General features: G+C 59.3%; 20 protein-coding genes. 11 read left to right on the top strand and 9 right to left on the bottom strand.

Features of this window, described 5'->3' with window-relative positions:
* Positions 1-45: 45 nt before the first annotated feature.
* The 6 genes from recA to mltB all read right to left on the bottom strand — a co-directional run bounded on the left by recA (position 46) and on the right by mltB (position 5,598).
* On the bottom strand, positions 46-1,104 hold the full coding sequence (recA, locus tag PYW49_RS12080) for a recombinase RecA (RefSeq protein WP_047646223.1): 1,059 nt from the start codon (positions 1,102-1,104) through the stop codon (positions 46-48).
* 89 nt (positions 1,105-1,193) lie between these two features.
* On the bottom strand, positions 1,194-1,691 hold the full coding sequence (gene pncC / locus PYW49_RS12075; RefSeq protein ID WP_109844694.1) for a nicotinamide-nucleotide amidase: 498 nt from the start codon (positions 1,689-1,691) through the stop codon (positions 1,194-1,196).
* 130 nt (positions 1,692-1,821) lie between these two features.
* On the bottom strand, positions 1,822-2,700 hold the full coding sequence (locus PYW49_RS12070; protein ID WP_134349753.1) for a metal ABC transporter substrate-binding protein: 879 nt from the start codon (positions 2,698-2,700) through the stop codon (positions 1,822-1,824).
* Positions 2,701-2,714: 14 nt separating this feature from the next.
* On the bottom strand, positions 2,715-3,575 hold the full coding sequence (locus PYW49_RS12065; RefSeq protein WP_059312443.1) for a metal ABC transporter permease: 861 nt from the start codon (positions 3,573-3,575) through the stop codon (positions 2,715-2,717).
* Positions 3,572-4,225, bottom strand: coding sequence for a metal ABC transporter ATP-binding protein (locus tag PYW49_RS12060; RefSeq protein WP_320386534.1), 654 nt, complete (start codon positions 4,223-4,225; stop codon positions 3,572-3,574). Before PYW49_RS12060 ends, PYW49_RS12065 begins: the two co-directional genes overlap by 4 nt.
* 272 nt (positions 4,226-4,497) lie before the next feature.
* Positions 4,498-5,598 (bottom strand): lytic murein transglycosylase B, encoded by a 1,101-nt coding sequence (mltB, locus tag PYW49_RS12055; protein WP_208527919.1) that lies wholly within the window; start codon positions 5,596-5,598, stop codon positions 4,498-4,500.
* Between the two features lie 253 nt (positions 5,599-5,851).
* On the opposite strand from mltB, the gene srlA reads away from it, so the two are divergent.
* From srlA to gutQ, 7 genes are all read left to right on the top strand, one after another.
* Positions 5,852-6,415: a PTS glucitol/sorbitol transporter subunit IIC gene (gene srlA / locus PYW49_RS12050; protein WP_023333189.1), complete on the top strand. Its 564-nt coding sequence runs from the start codon at positions 5,852-5,854 to the stop codon at positions 6,413-6,415.
* Positions 6,412-7,371 carry a PTS glucitol/sorbitol transporter subunit IIB gene (gene srlE / locus PYW49_RS12045; RefSeq protein ID WP_320386533.1) on the top strand — a complete coding sequence of 320 codons (960 nt, stop codon included), beginning with the start codon at positions 6,412-6,414 and terminating at the stop codon, positions 7,369-7,371. Before srlA ends, srlE begins: the two co-directional genes overlap by 4 nt.
* 12 nt (positions 7,372-7,383) lie before the next feature.
* Positions 7,384-7,746 (top strand): PTS glucitol/sorbitol transporter subunit IIA, encoded by a 363-nt coding sequence (gene srlB / locus PYW49_RS12040; RefSeq protein WP_047646227.1) that lies wholly within the window; start codon positions 7,384-7,386, stop codon positions 7,744-7,746.
* 15 nt (positions 7,747-7,761) lie between these two features.
* Entirely contained in the window at positions 7,762-8,541 is a 780-nt protein-coding gene (gene srlD / locus PYW49_RS12035) for a sorbitol-6-phosphate dehydrogenase (RefSeq protein ID WP_320386532.1), read from the top strand.
* A gap of 92 nt (positions 8,542-8,633) precedes the next feature.
* Entirely contained in the window at positions 8,634-8,993 is a 360-nt protein-coding gene (gutM, locus tag PYW49_RS12030; protein WP_320386531.1) for a transcriptional regulator GutM, read from the top strand.
* 63 nt (positions 8,994-9,056) lie between these two features.
* Positions 9,057-9,830: a glucitol operon DNA-binding transcriptional repressor SrlR gene (srlR, locus tag PYW49_RS12025; RefSeq protein ID WP_134349757.1), complete on the top strand. Its 774-nt coding sequence runs from the start codon at positions 9,057-9,059 to the stop codon at positions 9,828-9,830.
* Positions 9,823-10,788 (top strand): arabinose-5-phosphate isomerase GutQ, encoded by a 966-nt coding sequence (gutQ, locus tag PYW49_RS12020; protein WP_320386530.1) that lies wholly within the window; start codon positions 9,823-9,825, stop codon positions 10,786-10,788. The genes srlR and gutQ overlap by 8 nt, the downstream gene beginning before the upstream one ends.
* On the opposite strand, the gene norR is transcribed toward gutQ, so the two are convergent.
* The gene (gene norR, locus PYW49_RS12015; protein WP_320386529.1) at positions 10,785-12,299 is read right to left on the bottom strand and encodes a nitric oxide reductase transcriptional regulator NorR; all 1,515 of its coding nucleotides are present in this window, start codon (positions 12,297-12,299) and stop codon (positions 10,785-10,787) included. The genes gutQ and norR overlap by 4 nt on opposite strands.
* A gap of 187 nt (positions 12,300-12,486) precedes the next feature.
* Here norR and norV point away from each other — a divergent pair, with 187 nt between their 5' ends.
* From norV to PYW49_RS11995, 4 genes are all read left to right on the top strand, one after another.
* On the top strand, positions 12,487-13,920 hold the full coding sequence (gene norV, locus PYW49_RS12010) for an anaerobic nitric oxide reductase flavorubredoxin (RefSeq protein WP_320386528.1): 1,434 nt from the start codon (positions 12,487-12,489) through the stop codon (positions 13,918-13,920).
* Positions 13,917-15,050, top strand: coding sequence for an NADH:flavorubredoxin reductase NorW (norW, locus tag PYW49_RS12005; RefSeq protein ID WP_320386527.1), 1,134 nt, complete (start codon positions 13,917-13,919; stop codon positions 15,048-15,050). The genes norV and norW overlap by 4 nt, the downstream gene beginning before the upstream one ends.
* A gap of 277 nt (positions 15,051-15,327) precedes the next feature.
* Positions 15,328-15,486 (top strand): hypothetical protein, encoded by a 159-nt coding sequence (locus PYW49_RS12000; protein WP_166790956.1) that lies wholly within the window; start codon positions 15,328-15,330, stop codon positions 15,484-15,486.
* 159 nt (positions 15,487-15,645) lie between these two features.
* A complete protein-coding gene (locus PYW49_RS11995) occupies positions 15,646-17,310 on the top strand; it encodes an SgrR family transcriptional regulator (protein ID WP_320386526.1) in 1,665 nt (554 codons plus the stop codon).
* Here the strand turns inward: PYW49_RS11995 and PYW49_RS11990 are convergent.
* Both PYW49_RS11990 and hypF read right to left on the bottom strand, forming a co-directional pair.
* A complete protein-coding gene (locus PYW49_RS11990; RefSeq protein WP_320386525.1) occupies positions 17,283-18,305 on the bottom strand; it encodes a HoxN/HupN/NixA family nickel/cobalt transporter in 1,023 nt (340 codons plus the stop codon). The two genes, PYW49_RS11995 and PYW49_RS11990, sit on opposite strands and share 28 nt — an antisense overlap.
* Position 18,306: 1 nt before the next feature.
* Positions 18,307-20,523, bottom strand: a complete 2,217-nt coding sequence (gene hypF / locus PYW49_RS11985; RefSeq protein ID WP_320386524.1) for a carbamoyltransferase HypF — start codon at positions 20,521-20,523, stop codon at positions 18,307-18,309.
* Between the last annotated feature and the right edge of the window lie 3 nt (positions 20,524-20,526).

Raw genomic sequence — 20,526 nt, 5'->3', positions numbered from 1 at the left:
GCAAAAAGGGCCGCATCAGCAGCCCTTCATCGTTAAACGAGAGAATTAAAAGTCTTCGTTAGTTTCTTCAGCATCCGCGGCATCCACCACGAAATCAGGTTTGGAGTCCTGGTTGTTCAGCAGAAGCTCACGCACTTTTTTCTCAATCTCTTTCGCCGCAGCCGGGTTATCTTTCAGCCAGGAGATCGCATTCGCTTTACCCTGACCAATTTTGTCACCGTTGTAGCTGTACCAGGCGCCCGCTTTTTCAATCAGCTTCTCTTTCACGCCGAGGTCAACCAGCTCGCCGAGGAAGTTGATCCCTTCGCCGTAGAGGATCTGGAATTCAGCCTGTTTGAACGGTGCAGCGATTTTGTTCTTCACAACCTTGACGCGGGTTTCGCTACCGACGACGTTCTCGCCCTCTTTCACCGCGCCGATACGGCGGATATCCAGACGGACAGAGGCGTAGAATTTCAGTGCGTTACCACCGGTCGTGGTTTCTGGGTTACCGAACATCACACCAATTTTCATACGGATCTGGTTGATGAAGATCAGCAGCGTATTAGACTGCTTCAGGTTACCCGCCAGCTTACGCATCGCCTGGCTCATCATACGTGCCGCGAGGCCCATGTGAGAGTCACCGATTTCACCTTCGATTTCGGCTTTTGGCGTCAGCGCAGCAACGGAGTCGACTACGATAACGTCAACGGCACCAGAACGCGCCAGCGCATCACAAATTTCCAGCGCCTGCTCACCGGTGTCCGGCTGAGAACACAGCAGGTTGTCGATATCTACACCCAGCTTACGGGCATAAACAGGGTCCAGCGCGTGCTCGGCATCGATAAACGCACAGGTTTTACCTTCGCGCTGTGCCGCGGCAATCACCTGCAGCGTCAGGGTGGTTTTACCGGAGGACTCTGGCCCGTAGATTTCTACGATACGGCCCATAGGCAGACCGCCAGCGCCCAGCGCGATATCCAGAGAAAGCGAACCGGTGGAGATGGTTTCCACATCCATGGAACGGTCTTCACCCAGGCGCATGATGGAGCCTTTACCGAATTGCTTTTCGATCTGGCCCAGTGCTGCCGCCAACGCTTTCTGTTTGTTTTCGTCGATAGCCATTATTACTCCTGTCATGCCGGGAGAAGCGACTGTGCTTCACCGTGGATTTCTGTTCTGTTGGTGCAATTATACTGTATGGTCATACAGTATCAAGTGTTTTGTAGAAATTGTTGCCAGAGCGTTTTTAACGCATAAACGGTGGCCTGACGACGCACGCTTTCGCGATCGCCGCTAAAGCACTCCCGGCGGGTGATCCCCTCCCCTTTGGCGGTGGCAAACCCAAACCACACGGTGCCGACAGGCTTTACGTCGCTGCCGCCGTCCGGGCCTGCGATGCCGCTTATGGAAATCGCGTAATCTGCCCGAGCCTCTTTGAGCGCACCAATGGCCATCTCGATCACCACCGGTTCGCTGACCGCGCCATGCTGTTCCAGCGTGGATTCACGTACGCCAATCATCTGTGCTTTAGCTTCGTTACTGTAGGTCACAAAACCGCGTTCAAACCAGGCGGAACTGCCGGCAATATCGGTAATCGCTTTCGCCACCCAGCCGCCGGTGCAGGATTCCGCTGTGGTGATTGTCGCGCCACGCTGCTTAAGCGCAAGGCCAACTATCTCGCTCAGCTGCATCAATTCATGGTCAGTCATTCTCGCTCCAGGCATCAGAAAAACGTGCTGCACAAGATAGCACTTTCTCGTCAGATATGGGGATACGCTTCAGGTTTTACGAGGGGGCTTCAGAAAAAAGCCGGTGCGGGCGCACCGGCCAGCAAGAAGGTTATTTCATGCTGTCTGCGAGGGTGTTCACATTGTGGCGAAACGCCTTAACGTAGGTGTCTGCCACTCCACCTTTTGCCGACAGCGCTTCCGGGTAAAGTTCGCCCCCCGGCTGTGCGCCTGTCGCCGACGCAATCTGTTTCACCAGACGCGGATCGAGCTGGTTTTCCATAAACCAGGTTTTCACACCGTCGGCTTTAATCTGATTGATAATCTCTGCGACCTGCGCCGCGCTGGCCTCGCTCTCAGACGAGAGCCCCTGCGGCGCCATAAAGGTCACGCCATAGGCACGGCTAAAATAGCCGAACGCGTCATGGCTGGTCAGCACATTACGCTTCGCCTGCGGGATCTGGCTGAAGCGCGTTTTAGCCCAGCTATCCAGCTGGTTAAGCTGCGCGATATACGCTTTTCCAGAGGCTTCCAGCGCGGCTTTATCTTGCGGATCGGCTTTCACCAGCCCGTTCAGAATATTTTGTGCATAAAGCGCCCCGTTCGCCGCGCTGTTCCACGCGTGCGGATCGGTCACGGTTTTGCCCTCTTCTTCCAGGGTGTGCGTTTTCACCCCGGTCGATGCCACCACAAGCTGTCCTTTAAATCCGGAGGCCTTCACCAGACGGTCGAGCCAGCCCTCCAGACCCAGACCGTTCACCACCACCACATCAGCCTTGCTCAGCGCCGCGCTGTCTTTCGGTGACGGTTCGAAGGTATGCGGATCGCCGTCCGGCCCAACCAGCGTCGTCACGTTGACATGGTCACCGCCCACCTCCTGCGTGATGTCCCCCAGTATCGAAAAGCTGGTGACCACATTCAGCGTTTTCGCCATCACGCCGTGCGACATCATCCCCAGCGCGAGCGCCATAATTAATCCTGTACGTTTCATCGTTTCCCCTTGCGTTAAAAAAGCGCGCGCAGACTGCCAGCGAGCCTGCTTCGCGTACCCAATAAAATGGAAATAAAGAACAGCGCGCTGGCGGTGAGCACGATGGATGGCCCGGCAGGTAAACTCATCGCCCAGGAGAGGCTCAACCCCAGCCATGCGCAGAAAATACCGCTGATGCCCGCCATCAGGAGTAACCCTGGCAGCGTGCGCACCCAGCAGCGGGCCGCCACGGCCGGCAGCATCATCAGCCCGACGGCCATCAGCGTACCGAGGACCTGAAAACCCGCCACCAGGTTAAGGACCAGTAGCGCCAGAAACAGCCCGTGCAGCAGGCCAGGCAGCCAGCGGGCGTTCACCTGTAGCCAGGCGGTATCAAACGCTTCCGTGACCAGCCCGCGATAGAAAATCGCCAGCGTGATAAGGGTGAACATGCAAACGCCCGTGACGAACAGCGCGGCGTCATTGTCCACGGCGAGGATGGATCCAAACAGCAGATGCAGCAGATCGACATTCGACCCGCGAAGCGACACCAGCGTAACGCCCAGCGCCAGCGAGCCAAGATAAAACCCGGCAAAGCTGGCATCCTCTTTAAGCGGCGTGCGTCGGCTGACCAGACCGGCCATCAGCGCTACGGTAATTCCCGCGATAAAACCGCCAATACTCATCGCCAACAGCGACATGCCGCTGAGCAGGTATCCCACGGCGACACCCGGCAAAATGGCGTGAGAAAGCGCGTCGCCCATCAGGCTCATGCGACGCAGCTGAAGAAACACGCCGAGTGCGGTGGTGCTGACAGAAAGCGCCAGGCAAACCACCAGCGCGCGACGCATAAAGCCGTACTCAATAAACGGCTGAAAAAAGAGATGCCAGATCATGCCACCCTCACCCGTTCGGTTTTCCATTGGGGAATGTCAGCGTCCAGCCGTAACGTCTGCGGGAAGTGGCGCGACACGCGCTCGCTGTCGTGGAGTACCGCGAGCAGCGTTTGCCCCTGCATATACATTTCCAGCATCAAATCCATCAGCACGTTGCAGGTGGCTTCATCGACGCCGGTAAAGGGCTCATCAAGCATCACCAGCGGCGCCTGCTGCACCAGGACGCGGGCAAACAGCATGCGCTGAAACTGACCGCCGGAAAGTTCATCGATGGTGGATAACGCCATGGATTCCAGCCCGACGCGCTCCAGCGCGCTCCTGATGCGCAACCGCGTTTCGCGGCGAAACCCGGAAAAAAGCGAAATACCCGGCCAGCAGCCCATGCTTACGACGTCCTGTACGGTCAGCGGAAACTGCGCCTCCAGCGCGTGACGCTGCGCCAGCCAGCCAATCACCGGGCGCTTTCCCTGCCAGCGAAAGCCGCCGCTCACGGGAGGAATAAACCCTGCCAGCGTTTTTAGCAGCGTGGATTTCCCGCAGCCGTTAGCGCCGATAATGGCGGTCATACTTCCCCGTTCAATCACACCCGAAAGAGGACGCGTAACGGATTCTCGGTCATAACCCGTCGTGAGCGCATTCATCACAATCATGGCAGTGCCACCGCCCAGCGCACGGCCAGCCCGATGAAAACAACAAGTACCAGCGCCAGCAAAAGCCGAACCAGCGCAGAGAGAGAAAAAAGGGACGTTGACATCTCGACACCACATTAAATGTTATAACATAACAATAATAAAAGGCGATTGAGATGTAAATGGCGCGTTTGAAAAGGGAGTGTGGCGAAATGTTTCTGAAAAAACCTGGATGGCCGCGGGGTGCCCTCACCCCAGCCCTCTCCCAAAGGGAGAGGGAGGAATAAGACGACTTACTGACTAAAAGGCGACGCTGCCGGAACGCGGGCCTGCGATACCGCCAGCCCCAGCTGCCACACCGCCATTGCGTAGTGGGTGCTGTGGTTATAACGGGTGATGGTGTAGAAGTTCGGCATGCCGTACCAGTACTGATAGCCGGTTCCTACGTCCAGACGCAGCAGGCTCACCTGATCAACATTGCCCAGCGGCTGGGTTGGCGTTAAGCCCGCCGCCGTCAGCTGTGCGACGCTGTACTTAGTTTTGAAGCCGTTGTCCAGACCAAACGCCTCGCCGTTAGCCTGCACCGCCACCTGTCCGCCCGGCGTCCAGCCGTGCGCTTTAAAGTAGTTCGCCACGCTGCCGATGGCATCCACCGGATCCCACAGGTTGATATGACCATCCCCGTTAAAGTCGACGGCATATTCTTTATAGGAGGACGGCATAAACTGGCCGTAGCCCATCGCACCGGCAAACGACCCTTTCAGATCGAGCGGGTCGTCCTGTTCGCTTCGCGCCATCAGCAGGAAGGTTTCCAGCTCGGAAGAGAAATACTCCGCACGGCGTGGATAGTTAAAGGAGAGCGTCGCCAGCGCGTCGAGGATGCGGGTTTTCCCCATCACGCGGCCCCAGCGGGTTTCCACGCCGATAATCCCGACTATGATTTCCGGCGGTACGCCGTACACCTGCCACGCGCGGTTAAGCGCATCTTCATACTGATTCCAGAACGCCACGCCGTTTTGCACGTTGTCCGGGGTAATAAACTGTTTGCGATAGCGCAGCCACGCACCGTTCGGCCCGCTCGGCACCTGAGCCGTCGGCGCCTGCCTGTCCATCAGGCGCAGCACGTAGTCCAGACGCTTGGCCTGCGACAAAATTTCGTGCAACTGCTGTCTGTCAAAGCCGTGTTTGCTCACCATTTTATCGATGAACTGCTCGGCCGCCGGGTTATTCGCGAAGTCGCCGCCCATCTGCATCATATTGTGCTGCGGCTCCAGCAGGAATCCCCCGGAAGGCGCGCCCGCCGTTTGCTGAACGGCTTCGGTCTTAGGTTTGCTACTACAGGCAGACAGCAGAATAAGCGCAGGCAACAGCGCTGCATAACGACGCTTGAACATGAGACATCCATTTAACGGGTTCGATAAGAACCCAGTATGGTAAAGCATCCGCAACACCTCAAGGAAGCGGTACGCACCTCCCCAATGCAAATCCGCGTTTTTTTCCACCGAAAACCATTTCCCCCATCAATAAACTTTCAAAATAATCCATTTTTCTTTCATTGTGAGATCTAACTAACACTTTAAAACCTTTCAAAGTGATTATTATTAACCGCAGTCAGACAAAAACAAAAAAGCCCCACAGGAGAGAAGAATGATAGAAACCATCACCCACGGCGCCGAGTGGTTCATCGGGCTGTTTCAGAAAGGCGGAGAAGTGTTCACCGGCATGGTGACCGGGATCCTGCCCCTGCTGATCAGCCTGCTGGTGATCATGAACGCGCTGATTAACTTTATCGGCCAGCAGCGCATCGAACGCTTCGCCCAGCGCTGCGCCGGGAACCCGCTGTCCCGCTACCTGGTTTTACCCTTCATCGGCACCTTCGTGTTCTGCAACCCGATGACCTTAAGCCTTGGTCGCTTTATGCCGGAAAAGTACAAGCCGAGTTATTACGCCGCCGCCTCCTACAGCTGCCACTCCATGAACGGCCTGTTCCCGCACATTAACCCCGGAGAGCTGTTTGTCTACCTCGGGATCGCCAGCGGTCTCACCACCCTTGGCCTGCCGCTCGGCCCGCTGGCGGTGAGCTATCTGCTGGTTGGTCTGGTGACCAATTTCTTCCGCGGCTGGGTGACGGACCTCACCACCGCTATTTTCGAGAAAAAAATGGGCATCCAGCTTGAACAGAAAGTCCATCTTTCAGGAGCCACAGCATGAACCGGATCCGCATTGAGAAAGGCACGGGCGGCTGGGGCGGCCCGCTGGAGTTCGACGCCACCGAAGGAAAAAAGATCGTTTACATCACCGCGGGCACGCGCCCGGCGATCGTCGATAAGCTGCGCGAGCTGACCGGCTGGGAAGCGGTCGACGGCTTCAAAGAAGGCGAACCGCCGGAAGCGGAAATCGGCGTGGCGGTCATCGACTGCGGCGGCACCCTGCGCTGCGGCATCTACCCGAAGCGTCGCATTCCAACGGTGAATATTCACTCCACCGGAAAATCAGGCCCGCTGGCGCAGTACATCCTTGAAGACATTTATGTGTCTGGGGTGAAAGAGGACAACATCACTCTGGTGAATGGCACTCCCGCGCCGCAAAAAGCGGCACCGCGCGAGTACGACACCAGCAAGAAGATCACCGAGCAGAGCGACGGGCTACTGGCGAAGGTCGGGATGGGCATGGGTTCCGCCGTGGCGGTGCTGTTCCAGTCCGGGCGCGACACCATCGACACGGTGCTGAAAACCATCCTGCCGTTTATGGCGTTCGTCTCGGCACTCATCGGCATCATCATGGCGTCCGGCCTGGGTGACTGGATTGCCCACGGCCTCGCCCCGCTCGCCAGCCACCCGCTTGGGCTGGTGACGCTGGCGCTGATCTGCTCCTTCCCGCTGCTGTCGCCGTTCCTCGGCCCGGGCGCGGTGATTGCCCAGGTCATCGGCGTGCTGATTGGCGTGCAGATTGGCCTGGGCAACATTCCCCCGCACCTCGCCCTTCCCGCTCTGTTTGCCATTAACGCCCAGGCGGCGTGCGACTTCATCCCCGTTGGGCTGTCGCTGGCTGAAGCGCACCAGGACACCGTGCGCGTGGGCGTCCCGTCCGTACTGGTCAGCCGCTTCCTGACGGGCGCACCGACGGTGCTGATTGCCTGGTTTGTCTCCGGCTTTATTTATCAATAAGAGGTTCCTGCCATGACCGTGATTTACCAGACCACCATTACCCGCATCGGCCAGAGCGCCGCCGACGCGCTGAGCGACCAGATGCTGATCACCTTCCGGGAAGGCGCCCCGGCGGATATCGAAGAGTTTTGTTTTATCCACTGCCACGGCGAGCTGAAGGGAGAACTGAAGGCCGGTAGCCAGCTGGAGCTGGGCGAGGCGCGCTATGCCGTGACCGCCGTTGGCGACGTGGCCGAGCAAAACCTGCGCGAGCTGGGCCACATCACCCTGCGTTTCGACGGCCAGCCGCAGGCGGAGTATCCCGGTACGGTTCACGTGACGGGCCCGGTTCCGCAGGCTGTCACCCCAGGCTGCACGTTAAAATTTGTTGCGTAATTTAAGGAGAAACACATGAGTCAGGTTGCCGTTGTCATTGGTGGAGGACAAACCTTAGGCGAGTTCCTCTGCCGTGGGCTTGCCGCAGAGGGTTACCGCGTGGCGGTAGTGGACATTCAGAGTGAAAAAGCCGCCCGCGTGGCGGATACCATCAACACCGAATTTGGCGAAGGGATGGCGTACGGGTTTGGTGCCGACGCCACCAGCGAGCAAAGCGTAATGGCGCTGGCCCGCGGCGTGGACGAGATTTTTGGACGTACCGATCTGCTGGTCTACAGCGCGGGAATTGCGAAAGCGGCCTTTATCGGCGATGTCGAGCTGGGGGATTTTGACCGCTCGCTGCAGGTGAACCTGGTGGGCTATTTCCTCTGCGCCCGCGAGTTTTCCCGTCTGATGATCCGCGACGGCATTCAGGGGCGCATCATTCAGATCAACTCAAAATCAGGGAAGGTGGGCAGCAAGCACAACTCCGGCTACAGCGCGGCGAAGTTTGGCGGCGTGGGGCTGACGCAGTCTCTGGCGCTGGATCTGGCCGAGTACGGCATTACCGTTCACTCGCTGATGCTGGGCAACCTGCTGAAATCGCCGATGTTCCAGTCTCTGCTGCCACAGTACGCTACCAAGCTTGGCATCAAAGCAGAAGAGGTGGAGCAGTACTACATCGATAAAGTGCCGCTGAAGCGCGGGTGCGACTATCAGGACGTGCTGAACATGCTGCTGTTTTACGCCAGCCCAAAAGCCTCGTACTGCACCGGGCAGTCGATCAACGTGACCGGTGGGCAGGTCATGTTCTAACTCCCTTCCCCGGTGGCGCTGCGCTTACCGGGGCTACAATACCCATAGGCCGGGTAAGGCGCAGCCGCCACCCGGCATGTAAGGAGTGAAATATGGTAACCGCGCTCATCACCGTCGCCGCCCTCGCCTGGATCTGCCAGATGGCGTTTGGCGGTTGGCAGATCCACCAGTTTAACCGCGCGTTTAATGCCCTGTGTCAGAAGGGTCGAGTGGGCGTCGGACGTTCCGGCGGACGCTTCAAACCGCGCGTGGTCGTCGCCGTTGCGCTGGACGAGCACGACCAGGTGTGCGATTCCCTGATCATGCGCGGCATGACCGTCTTCGCCAGACCGGTGAAAATCCAGGCAATCAACGGCATTTCGTTGCAGGAATTGCGGCCTGATGTGATCTTTCCCCATGATCCACTCTGTCAGAATGCACTATCATTAGCGCTTAATCTGAAACATGGATAATTTCGTTGTGAAAGCTATAGACTTGCGAAATTATCATTTCGCAACCTAAGGAACGAAGCGCCTATGAAACCTCGTCAGCGGCAGGCGGCCATTCTCGAGCATCTGCAAAAACAGGGAAAATGCTCGGTAGAGGATCTGGCCCACTACTTTGACACCACCGGCACGACAATACGCAAGGACCTGGTATTGCTCGAAAACTCTGGCGCCGTTATTCGAACCTACGGCGGCGTGGTGCTCAATAAGGACGAAGCGGACCCGCCTATCGATCACAAAACGCTGATCAACACCCACCAGAAGGCGCTGATCGCCGAAGCGGCGGTGAAATTTATCCACGATGGCGACTCCATTATCCTCGACGCTGGCAGCACCGTCCTGCAGATGATCCCCCTGCTCAACCGCTTTAATAACATCACGGTGATGACCAACAGCCTGCACATCGTCAACGCCCTGTCGGAATTCGACAGCGAGCAAACTATCCTGATGCCCGGCGGCACCTTCCGTAAAAAATCCGCGTCGTTTCACGGTCAGCTGGCCGAGAACGCCTTTGACCACTTCAGCTTTGATAAACTGTTTATGGGCACCGACGGCATCGACCTGAGCGCGGGCGTCACCACCTTCAACGAGGTATTCAGCGTCAGTAAAGCGATGTGCAACGCCGCGCGGGAAGTAATCCTGATGGCAGACTCCTCGAAGTTTGGCCGTAAAAGCCCCAACATTGTCTGTAGCCTGGAAAGCGTCGACAAACTGATTACCGACGCGGGTATCGACCCGGCGTTCAAGAAAGCGCTGGAAGAGAAAGGCATCGACGTGATCGTAACCGGAGAGAGAGATGAGTGATTTTCTGTTAGAAACGGGCCGCCAGACGCTGATGCTGGAGCTGCAGGAAGCCAGCCGCCTGCCGGAACGTCTGGGCGAGGATTTTGTCCGCGCCGCCAACACCATTATCCACTGCGAGGGTAAAGTGATTGTGGCGGGTATCGGGAAATCCGGCCATATCGGCAAAAAGATTGCCGCGACGCTGGCCAGCACCGGGACGCCCGCTTTCTTCGTGCATCCGGCCGAAGCGCTGCACGGCGATCTGGGGATGATCGAAAGCCGCGACGTAATGCTGTTTATCTCCTACTCCGGTTCGGCTAAAGAACTGGATCTCATTATTCCACGCCTGCAGGAAAAGTCGGTCGCTCTGCTGGCGATGACCGGGAAGTCCCGCTCGCCCCTTGCGCTGGCCGCCAAAGCGACGCTGGATATTTCCGTTGAGCGCGAAGCCTGTCCGATGCACCTCGCTCCCACCTCCAGCACCGTCAACACGCTGATGATGGGCGACGCGCTGGCGATGGCGGTGATGCAGGCGCGCGGCTTTAACGAAGAAGATTTTGCCCGTTCGCATCCGGCCGGAGCGCTTGGGGCACGCCTGCTCAATAAGGTTCACCACCTGATGCGAACTGACGATGCCATTCCGCAGGTCAAACTCGATACCAGCGTCATGGACGCGATGCTGGAGCTCAGCCGCACTGGCCTGGGCCTGGTTGCGGTCTGCGATGACAACGGGAGCGTCAAGGGCGTGTTCACCGACGGCGACCTGCGCCGCTGGCTGGTTGGCGGCGGCAGGCTGGAAACAAAAGTGTCGGACGCCATGACCAAAGGCGGACTGACGCTCAACGCCGAGAGCCGCGCCATTGAAGCCAAAGAGGTGCTGATGAAGCGCAAGATCACCGCCGCGCCGGTGGTGGATGACACCGGCAGGCTGTGCGGTGCTATTAACCTGCAGGATTTCTACCAGGCCGGGATTATCTAACTCTTCAGCCCGAGACGCTTCGCCAGCCGGTGCAGGTTGGCGACGTCCATCTCCAGCGCCCGCGCGCACGCCGCCCAGCTGCGGTTGTTCTGCTCCAGCGCACGGGTAATCATTTGGCGCTGGAACGCTTCCGTCGCCTCGCGTAGGTTCTCATTTACACTCTCTGGCACACGCTGAGCCACGGTCTGTACGGCGTCATCGTGCAGCGCAAAATGACGCGCGTGGATCACCACCTCATCACCCGAACGCGCCGCCCGCGCCAGCACCACCGCGCGGTGAATCGCATGCTCCAGCTCGCGCACGTTGCCCGGCCAGCCGTAGCTCAGAAGATGCGCTCTCGCCCCCGGGCTTAGCACCACGCGAGACAACCCCATCCTGAGCCGACACTGCTCGCAGAAAAAGCCCGCCAGCAGCAGCACATCGTCCCCGCGTTCGCGCAGCGGCGGCACGGTTAGCGGGAACACGCTCAGGCGGTGGAACAGGTCAGCGCGGAAGTTCCCGGCCAGCACCGCTTCACGCAGGTCGCGGTTCGTCGCCGCCAGCACGCGCACGTCCACTCTGTGGCTGCGGTCATCCCCCACGCGCTGGATATCGCCGTACTGCAGCACGCGCAGGAGTTTGGCCTGTAACGACAGGGAGAGCTCGCCAATTTCATCCAGAAATAGCGTGCCGTTATCAGCCATTTCAAACTTGCCGCTGCGGTTGCTGATGGCCCCGGTAAACGCCCCTTTGACGTGACCAAACAGCTCGCTTTCCGCCACGCTCTCCGGCAGCGCGGCGCAGTTGAGGTACACCAGCGGATTCACCGCGCGCGGCGAGGCTTCGTGAATGGATTTCGCCACCAGCTCTTTACCGGTACCCGTTTCCCCGAAGATCAGCACGTTCAAATCGGAGGCGGCGACAATCTCAATCTCCTTTTTGAGCTGCGTCATGCCCGACGAAAGGCCGATCATCTCCGTGTGCGCCACCTGCTCAAACGCCGCCGGGCTGCCGGGAAGAATGTTCTGGCTCTCAAGCTGTTCAATCAGCAGGGCGTTGTTCAGCGCCCCGGCGGCCAGCGCGGCAATCAGGCGCAGCTCTTCGTCGCTGAAGGTGTCGAACTGGTCCGGCGACATACCGTCGAGCGTCAGTGCCCCAATCAGGTTTTGCCCGGCAAACAGCGGCAGGCCGATACAGGCGTGCACCTTCAGGCTCTCCTGGCCAGGAATGAGGCCGTCGTACGGGTCGGGCAGATCGCTGTCCGCCGGGAAACGCACCACGTCCCCCGCCCGGGCGATGGTCTCCAGCCGCGGATGACCCTCAAGGGCAAAACGCCGCCCGAGAACGTCCCTGGACAGCCCGTCGATAGCCAGCGGAATAAACTGCCGCCCCTCGTAGCGCAGCAGCGCTGAGGCATCGCACGCCAGCACGTGGCGCAGCGTGGAGATCAGCCGCTGAAAGCGGTCCTGATGGCCGATACCGGTTTGCAGTTCAATGGCGATCTTCGCCAGCACCTCTACGGAAAAGCTCATGTCTGCCTCGCTGTCATTTTGACAATCGATATTGTCATATTGACTGCAATCTTGATAGTCATAATGACTACCCATTAAGAGTCATGAAAATAATAACCTATTAAAATCAATAGAATAAAAGTTGGCATGCAACTTGATATAAGCAAGCCATCTTATTTGAAAAACGCGATATTACGCTGAGGTTGCTATGTCTATTCTGGTTAAAAATAACATTCATTGGGTGGGTCAACGTGACTGGGAAGTACGCGATTTCCACGGGACGGAGTACAAAACGCTGCGCGGCAGCAGCTACAACAGCTATCTCATCCGGGAAGGTAAAAACGTGCTGATCGATACCGTCGATCACAAATTCAGCCGCGAGTTCGTGCAGAACCTGCGCAGTGAAATCGACCTGGACGCCATCGACTACATCATCATCAATCATGCAGAAGAAGATCACGCCGGCGCGCTGACCGAGCTGATGTCTTACATTCCGAACACCCCGATCTACTGCACCACCAACGCCATCGACTCGATCAACGGCCACCACCACCATCCGGAGTGGAACTTCCACACCGTGAAAACCGGCGACGCGCTGGATATCGGCAACGGCAAACAGCTGATCTTCGTGGAAACCCCGATGCTGCACTGGCCGGACAGCATGATGACCTACATGACCGGCGACGCGGTGCTGTTCAGCAACGACGCCTTCGGCCAGCACTACTGCGACGAGCGCCTGTTCAACGACGAAGTGGACCAGACCGAGCTGTTCGAGCAGTGCCAGCGCTACTACGCCAACATCCTGACCCCGTTCAGCCGTCTGGTCACGCCTAAAATCACCGAGATCCTCGGCTTTAACCTGCCGGTGGATATGATTGCCACCTCCCACGGCGTGGTGTGGCGTGAAAACCCAACCCAGATTGTGGAGCTGTACCTGAAATGGGCGGCGGATTATCAGGAAGACCGCATTACGATTTTCTACGACACCATGTCCAACAACACCCGCATGATGGCGGACGCCATTGCCCAGGGCATCAACGAAGTGGATCCGAACGTGGCGGTGAAGATCTTCAACGTGGCGCGCAGCGATAAAAACGACATCCTCACTAACGTCTTCCGCTCTAAAGGCGTGCTGGTGGGTACATCCACCATGAACAACGTGATGATGCCGAAAATTGCCGGTCTGGTGGAAGAGATGACCGGCCTGCGCTTTCGTAACAAACGCGCCAGCGCCTTTGGCTCCCACGGGTGGAGCGGCGGCGCGGTAGACCGTCTCTCCACCCGTTTACAGGATGCGGGCTTTGAGATGTCCATGAGCCTGAAGGCCAAGTGGCGCCCGGATATCGATGCCCTGGAGATCTGCCGCCAGCACGGCCGCGATATTGCCCGCCAGTGGGCGCTCGCACCGCTTCCACAAGCTGCGAAACCGACCGAACAGCAGGAGGCCTGTGCCGCGGCCGCCGATCTCGGCCCACGCATGCAGTGCAGCGTCTGCCAGTGGATCTACGATCCAGAGCTGGGCGAGCCGCTGCAGGACGTCGCACCGGGCACGCCGTGGAGTGACGTGCCGGACAACTTCCTCTGCCCGGAATGTTCACTCGGTAAAGACGTCTTTGACGAACTGGGTACGGAGGCAAAATGAGCAACGGCATCGTCATCATCGGCTCGGGTTTTGCCGCCCGCCAGCTGGTGAAAAATATCCGCAAACAGGATGCTAACGTACCGCTGACGGTGATTGCCGCCGACAGCATGGATGAGTACAACAAGCCTGATTTAAGCCACGTCATCAGCCAGAATCAGCGCGCTGAAGATCTCACCCGCCAGACGGCGGGGGAGTTCGCGGAGCAGTTTAACCTGCGTCTGTTTCCGTACACCTGGGTCACCGATATCGACGCCGCCGCGCACGTGGTGAAAGCGAAGGAGAAAACCTGGCAGTACGACAAGCTGGTGCTGGCCACGGGGGCCTCTGCTTTCGTACCGCCGGTTGCAGGCCGCGAGCTGATGATAACGCTCAACAGCCAGCTGGAGTACCAGGCCAGCGAAACGGGGCTTCGCGACGCGAAGCGCGTAATGATTGTCGGCGGTGGTCTGATTGGCACCGAACTGGCGATGGATTTCTGCCGGGCAGGTAAAGCCGTTACCCTGGTTGACCACGCGGCAAGTATTTTGTCGGCGCTGATGCCCGCAGAGGTTAGCAGTCGATTACAGCATCGACTGACCGATATGGGCGTCCATCTGCTGCTCAAATCTCAGCTGCAGGGCCTCACTAAAACCGAAGGCGGCATTCGCGCATCGCTTGACGGCGGCCGCAGCGTTGAGGTGGATGTCGTGGTTGCCGCGACGGGACTACGCCCGGAAACCGGGCTGGCTCACCGTGCCGGCGCGGAAACACAGCGCGGCGTGAAGGTAGATAGCTACCTGCAAACCACGCAGCCCGATATTTACGCGCTGGGGGACTGCGCTGAAATTAACGGTCAGGTGCTGCCTTTTTTACAGCCAATTCAATTAAGTGCGATGTATCTGGCGAAAAACCTGCTCGGCGGCAGCGCGCCGCTGAAATTACCCGCCATGCTGGTTAAAGTCAAAACGCCGGAATTACCGCTGCATCTTGCCGGTGAAACACAGCGTCAGGATCTGAACTGGCAAATAACCCTCGAGCCAGAAGGAATGGTCGCGCGAGGCGCGGATAACGAGGGCCAGATGCGCGCCTTTGTCGTCAGTGAAGACCGGATGAAGGAGGCTTTCGCTCTGCTGAAACTGTTACCTTCTTAACCCTCGCTTTGCCGGGTGGTGCTTCGCTTACCCGGCCTACAGCACGGCCACGCTTACTTAACCTTTGGATTTTATTGTCCGCCGCCCCGCTGTCCCGGGGCTTTTTTTTGCGCATTCTATTCACCAAATAAATACAAAACAGATAAATCATCGCTATTCATCCCTAATTTATTATTTCCATTAATACTTAAATGCGGAACAGCTGAAAAACATCACCCTGTTTTATTATTCGCACCCGGCTTACGCTGAAAAGGTATTAATCAGCCGGAGGCGAATCATGGCGACTTTTAATAAAGAACTCAATTATCTTTCTCGTTATTTTCAGCAGACGAAGAATGCGGAACATATTTTATTCCGCTGGCTTTATCTGAGCCCGGAAGCCCGCATTGAGCGTCTGCGCGAGTTGATAGAACCAGTAAGTAAACCTGAGCAGTAATTGCCGGGTGGCGCTACGCTTACCCTGCCTACAAAGCCCGTAGGCCCGCGCAAGCGTAGCGCTGCCGGGCAAAAAACCGGAACACTTTATTCATCCCGGCCTTATTTATTCCGCAAAAAGCCCTACACTCTCATCATCCTTCTTTTTCGGTATGCCGCTATGCGTCAGCTTCAGAAAATCCGTCAGTATCAACGGCTTTATCAGCACTACGGCGCTGTGCCAATGCCCACGACCATCGCGGAAGTCGCGGAGGTTGCGCTGTGCAGCGAACGCCATGCGCGCACCCTGTTGCGCCAGCTCGCGCAAAGCGGCTGGCTGAGCTGGAACGCGCAGCCGGGACGCGGGCATCGCGCCATCCTGCACTGCCTGACGACCACCAGCGAGCTGAGCGCGCCGCTGATGCACGCCTGCCTGGAGAAAGGGGATTACCAGAGCGCGCTGCAGCTGGCCGACGGCGACCCCGCCAGCCTGCACCACATCATCACCCCGTTTTTAGGCGGTAAATGGCTTAAACACCAGCCGACGCTGCGCATTCCGTGGTATCGCCCGCTCACGTCGCTGCATCCGGCGCTCCAGCGCCGCCGCGCCGAACAGCATATTATCTGCGCGGTCCACGCTGGGCTGACGCGCTACGCGCCAGGCAACCCGCAGCCGGTTGCGGATTTAGCCCATCACTGGGATACCCGCGACGACATGCGCTGCTGGCGTTTTTATCTGCGCAGCGGCGCGCACTGGCACAACGGGCAAGCCATCAGCGATGAAGATATTCTCGCCGCGCTGCACCAGCTGCTGGCCGACCCGGCACGCAACGCGGGGCTCGCGCACGTTCAGCAGGTGTCGCTTGTCGCCCCCTGGTGTCTGGAGATCGCACTCAACGCCCCCGATGCCATGCTGGCGCATCGTTTCGCGCATCACGCCTGTCGCCTGCCGCATCCGCAGCAGCCGACTATTGGCGCAGGTCCTTTTGCTATCGCCCATCACCACTCGCACTACCTGCGCCTTGAGCGCCAGCCGTGGTACTTTGCGGCGCACCCGCTGCTGCATGCAATAGAGTTCTGGCGAACCCGCAGCGAGACGGAAAAACCTGCGTGGATAACCGTAGGTAAAGGAGAAAACGCCCGGGAGTCCGTCACCTCCACCAGCGGAGGATTCGCCTGGCTGATGCTGAACGCCGGGCTATCACAGCCGCTGGCTGCCTGGCTGCGTCAGGAAATTCAGCATATTAATCAGGAGTACATCCGCCGGGATGATATCGACACCCGTACGGAAATTCTGCCCGGCATCGCGACGCCCGCGTTTGCGGAGACGTCCGACGTCACCCTTCCCGCCACCCTGTCGCTGGTCTGCTACCGCGCGCCGGGACTGTGCGATCTGGCCAGCATGCTGCAAACGCGCCTGAAAAAGCGCGGCTGCGACGTCACCATCCGCTGGAAAGACCGTGAGGCGTGGCATGCCCCCGACGCGCTGGCGCAGGCGGATATCTTACTGGGGGATTATCTGGCGGGTGAGGTGCCGGAGTTTGCGCTGGCAGAGTGGTTTACGGAAGAGCCCGCGTGGGCCACCGCGCTGGGGAAGGTCCCGTGGCAAAAGGCGAAGCAGACGCTGATGACCTATTGCGAAAGCGAAGAAAGCCTACAAACGCATCTCCCCACCTTCTTTCAGCACCTACTCGAAAGCGGCGCCTGCACGCCGCTGTTCCACTACCGCTATCGTCTTAATACCCTGGAAAACGTGCAGGGCATTGTGCTGACCGCCAGCGGCTGGCTTGATTTTACCCGCGCCTGGCTGCCGCCCGCTCAGGAACGTACCACCAGCGCGTCGTAGCCGCGCCAGCGGTAGTTGACCATGGAGATCAGCCAGCAGGCAACAAACAGCCCGACCACCACAAACCCGGCGTTGCCCAGGTTGTCGTTTACCGCGCCAATCACATCCCAGACGCCGCCGCTGAGGGCGAATTTATCCATCAGCAGACCCAGCGCTTCCAGCCCGCCGATAAACAGCGCCACCACCACGGAGGTGCCGGTAATGGTCATGTTGTAGTAGAGCTTGCGCTGCGGCTTGTTAAACGCCCAGCCGTAGGCGCCCACCATCAGCAAATTGTCGAGGGTATCCACCAGCGCCATGCCGCTCGCGAAGAGCGCCGGGAAGATCATGATTGCCCAGACCGACATCCCGTGAGAGGCGCTGGCGGCAGAAATGCCCAACACGCCAATTTCGGTCGCGGTATCAAACCCCAGGCCAAACAGAAAACCGACCAGGTACATCTGCCAGCTTTTATTCACCAGGCGGAACGTCGCGCCAAACAGCCAGTTCATCACCCCGCCCTGCGCCGGGAGCGTAACGTCCCCCTGCACCGGCCTGCCGTTTTTCAGCGCCTGGAAACTGCGCCAGACGCCGCGCAGGATCACCATATTCACCAGCGCCATCGCCAGCAGGAAGGTCGCCGACACCGCCGTGCCGATCAGGCTGCCGGTTTCGTGGAACCATTCCATGTTTTTCTGAAACGCCGTGGCGGTCGCAGCGATGGCAATCGAGGCCAGTACCACGATGGTAGAGTGCCCCAGCGAGAACCACGCCCCCACGCCGGACGGGCGTTTCCCCTGCTGCATCATCTTACGCGTCACGGTATCAATGGCTGCAATGTGGTCGGCATCCACCGCATGACGCAGCCCGTAGCACCAGGCCAGCAGGCTGGCCGCCATCAGCGCCGTGCTGTCGCTGAAGGTGTGCCATGCCCATCCCCAGGCCAGCAGGTTTGCCATTACCAGAGCCAGCAGCAGAAGCGCGGCGCGAGGTTCATTGCGTAATAGTCGTAACATTTTAAGTCCTTTGTGAACATGACCGGGCGGCGGCGATCGCCGCCTGCCCGAAGGAGATCGCTCCGTCGCCTGCAGGCAAGCGCGAAGGAAAAAGAAGCGTAAAGTCAGAAAGATAATGACGCAGGCGCGCGCGCAGCAAACGGTTGTGCAACACGCCGCCGCTGAGGCAGATTGTCGATAGCGACAAGCGTCGGGCATGGAACGCGGCGAGATCCGCCAGCCCTTTTGCCAGCGAATCGTGAAACGCCCACGCGCGCTCGCGCGGCTCCGCCTGCCAGTTCAGCCACTGCTGCCAGAAGCGCGCGAGGTTATCCACCGCAAGCGTAACCGGGTGTTCCACTCCGTTGCACTGTGCCGCCAGCGCTTCCAGCCGGCAGGCCGCTTCACCTTCCCAGGTTTGCGAGACGATACCCAGCGCACAGGCGACCGCATCAAACAGGCGACCGCACGACGAAGCCCGCGGCGCGTTGACGCCGCGCTGGATAGCCGTCGCCAGCAGCGGCCAGTTCTGGCGCTGTACCGCGCGCGTTTCCGGGTATTGCTGCCAGTCAGGGACAAACTCCAGACAGTGGGCGAGCAGATTGCGCCACGGCTGCCGCGCCGCGAGATCGCCGCCCGGCAGCGCAACGGCTGGCAGCCCTCCCAGACGTTCGCACTCGAGATAGTTCACCCGCAGGCACTCCCCGCCCCACAGCGCGCCGTTCTCGCCCATGCCGATCCCGTCCAGCATCAGGGCGATCGCGTCTCCGCCCTCACGCGGCCAGCCGTTTTCCGCCAGGCACGCCGCCGCGTGGGCGTGATGGTGCAGTACTGTTTCGGCCGGCAGGGCATGCGCTTGCGCCCATCGTTGTGTGTGATAGCCCGGATGGGCATCGCACACCACACGCTCCGGCTGAAAGGCGTAGATGTCCTGCATCGTCGAGAGCGCACCACACCACTGCGCTTCGACACCTTCGTCACTGAGATCGCCAAAATGCTGGCTCAGCACCGCCTGGTTCCCCCGCACCAGACAAAATGTATTCTTCATTTCGGCACCGGTAGACAATATGGCGGGGATATTGTCAAAACCCGCAGGCAACGTGATGGCATCGGGCACAAAGCCGCGCGCGCGGCGCAGCATCGTGCCGTCCCGATCCATCACCGAATCATCCATTCTCTGCAGGATGTCGCGGTTGTGAAGCAGAAAGCCGTCCGCAATGTCGCCAAGTTCATCCAGCGCCTGTTGATTACTGATGGCAGGCGGTCTGCCGCTGAGGTTGCCGGAGGTCATCACCAGCGGGCGCTGGCAGTCCATCATCAGAAGATGCTGCAGCGGATTGGCGGGCAGCATGATGCCCACGCTATCCAGACCCGGTGCGATAGTCTCAGGGAAGTCAGGCAGCCAGGCTTTCGGCGTGAGCACGATGGGTGCAGCGGGTGAGCCGAGCAGCCTCTGGATCGACTCGGGTAACGCGTCGGCATTTGGGATCATCACCGCCAGCGGTTTACCCGGGCGTTGCTTACGTGACCGAAGCGTCGCAACCGCCTGGGGATTCAGTGCATCACAGGCGAGGTGAAAGCCCCCCAGCCCTTTGATGGCAACAATACCGCCGTTTTTCAGCGCCTTCACCGCCGCGCTCAGCGCAGCCTCGCGGGCAGCAGTAACGTCGCCCGCCCGCCACTCAAGCGCGGGCCCGCAGTCCGGGCAGGCCACCGGCTGGGCGTGAAAACGTCGGTCGGCAGGGTTGCGGTACTCCGCTTCACACGGCGCGCAGAGCGGGAATGCCGCCATCGACGTCGCCGGGCGGTCATAGGGCATGGCGCGAATAATGGTAAACCGCGGCCCGCAGTGGGTGCAGTTGATGAACGGGTAGCGATAGCGACGCTCGCGCGGATCGCGCATTTCAGCCAGACACGCCGGACAGGTCGCGGCATCCGGCACAATCTGGGTGTCCATCGCCCCGCCCGCGCTGTGGCGGATGGTAAACTCCGTCGGCACACGCGTCCAGGTGAAGGGCTGCGCGTCGATGGCGTCAATACGCGCCAGCGGTGGACAGTCCTGGCACAGCCTCGCGGTAAAGGCCCCCCCATTACCCGCGAGGCGCACCAGCACGCCCTCTCCGTCATTGCAGACGTCACCGGTCAACTGAAGCGCCTGCGCCAGCTGCCAGACGAAGGGACGAAACCCCACGCCCTGCACTTTACCGCGCACGCGCAACTGTATGCCGTTACTGCACATGAC

This window comes from Enterobacter chinensis, from assembly GCF_034008295.1.
GTDB classification, from domain to species: Bacteria; Pseudomonadota; Gammaproteobacteria; order Enterobacterales; family Enterobacteriaceae; genus Enterobacter; species Enterobacter chinensis.
This window is presented reverse-complemented; position numbering and strand designations above follow the sequence as displayed.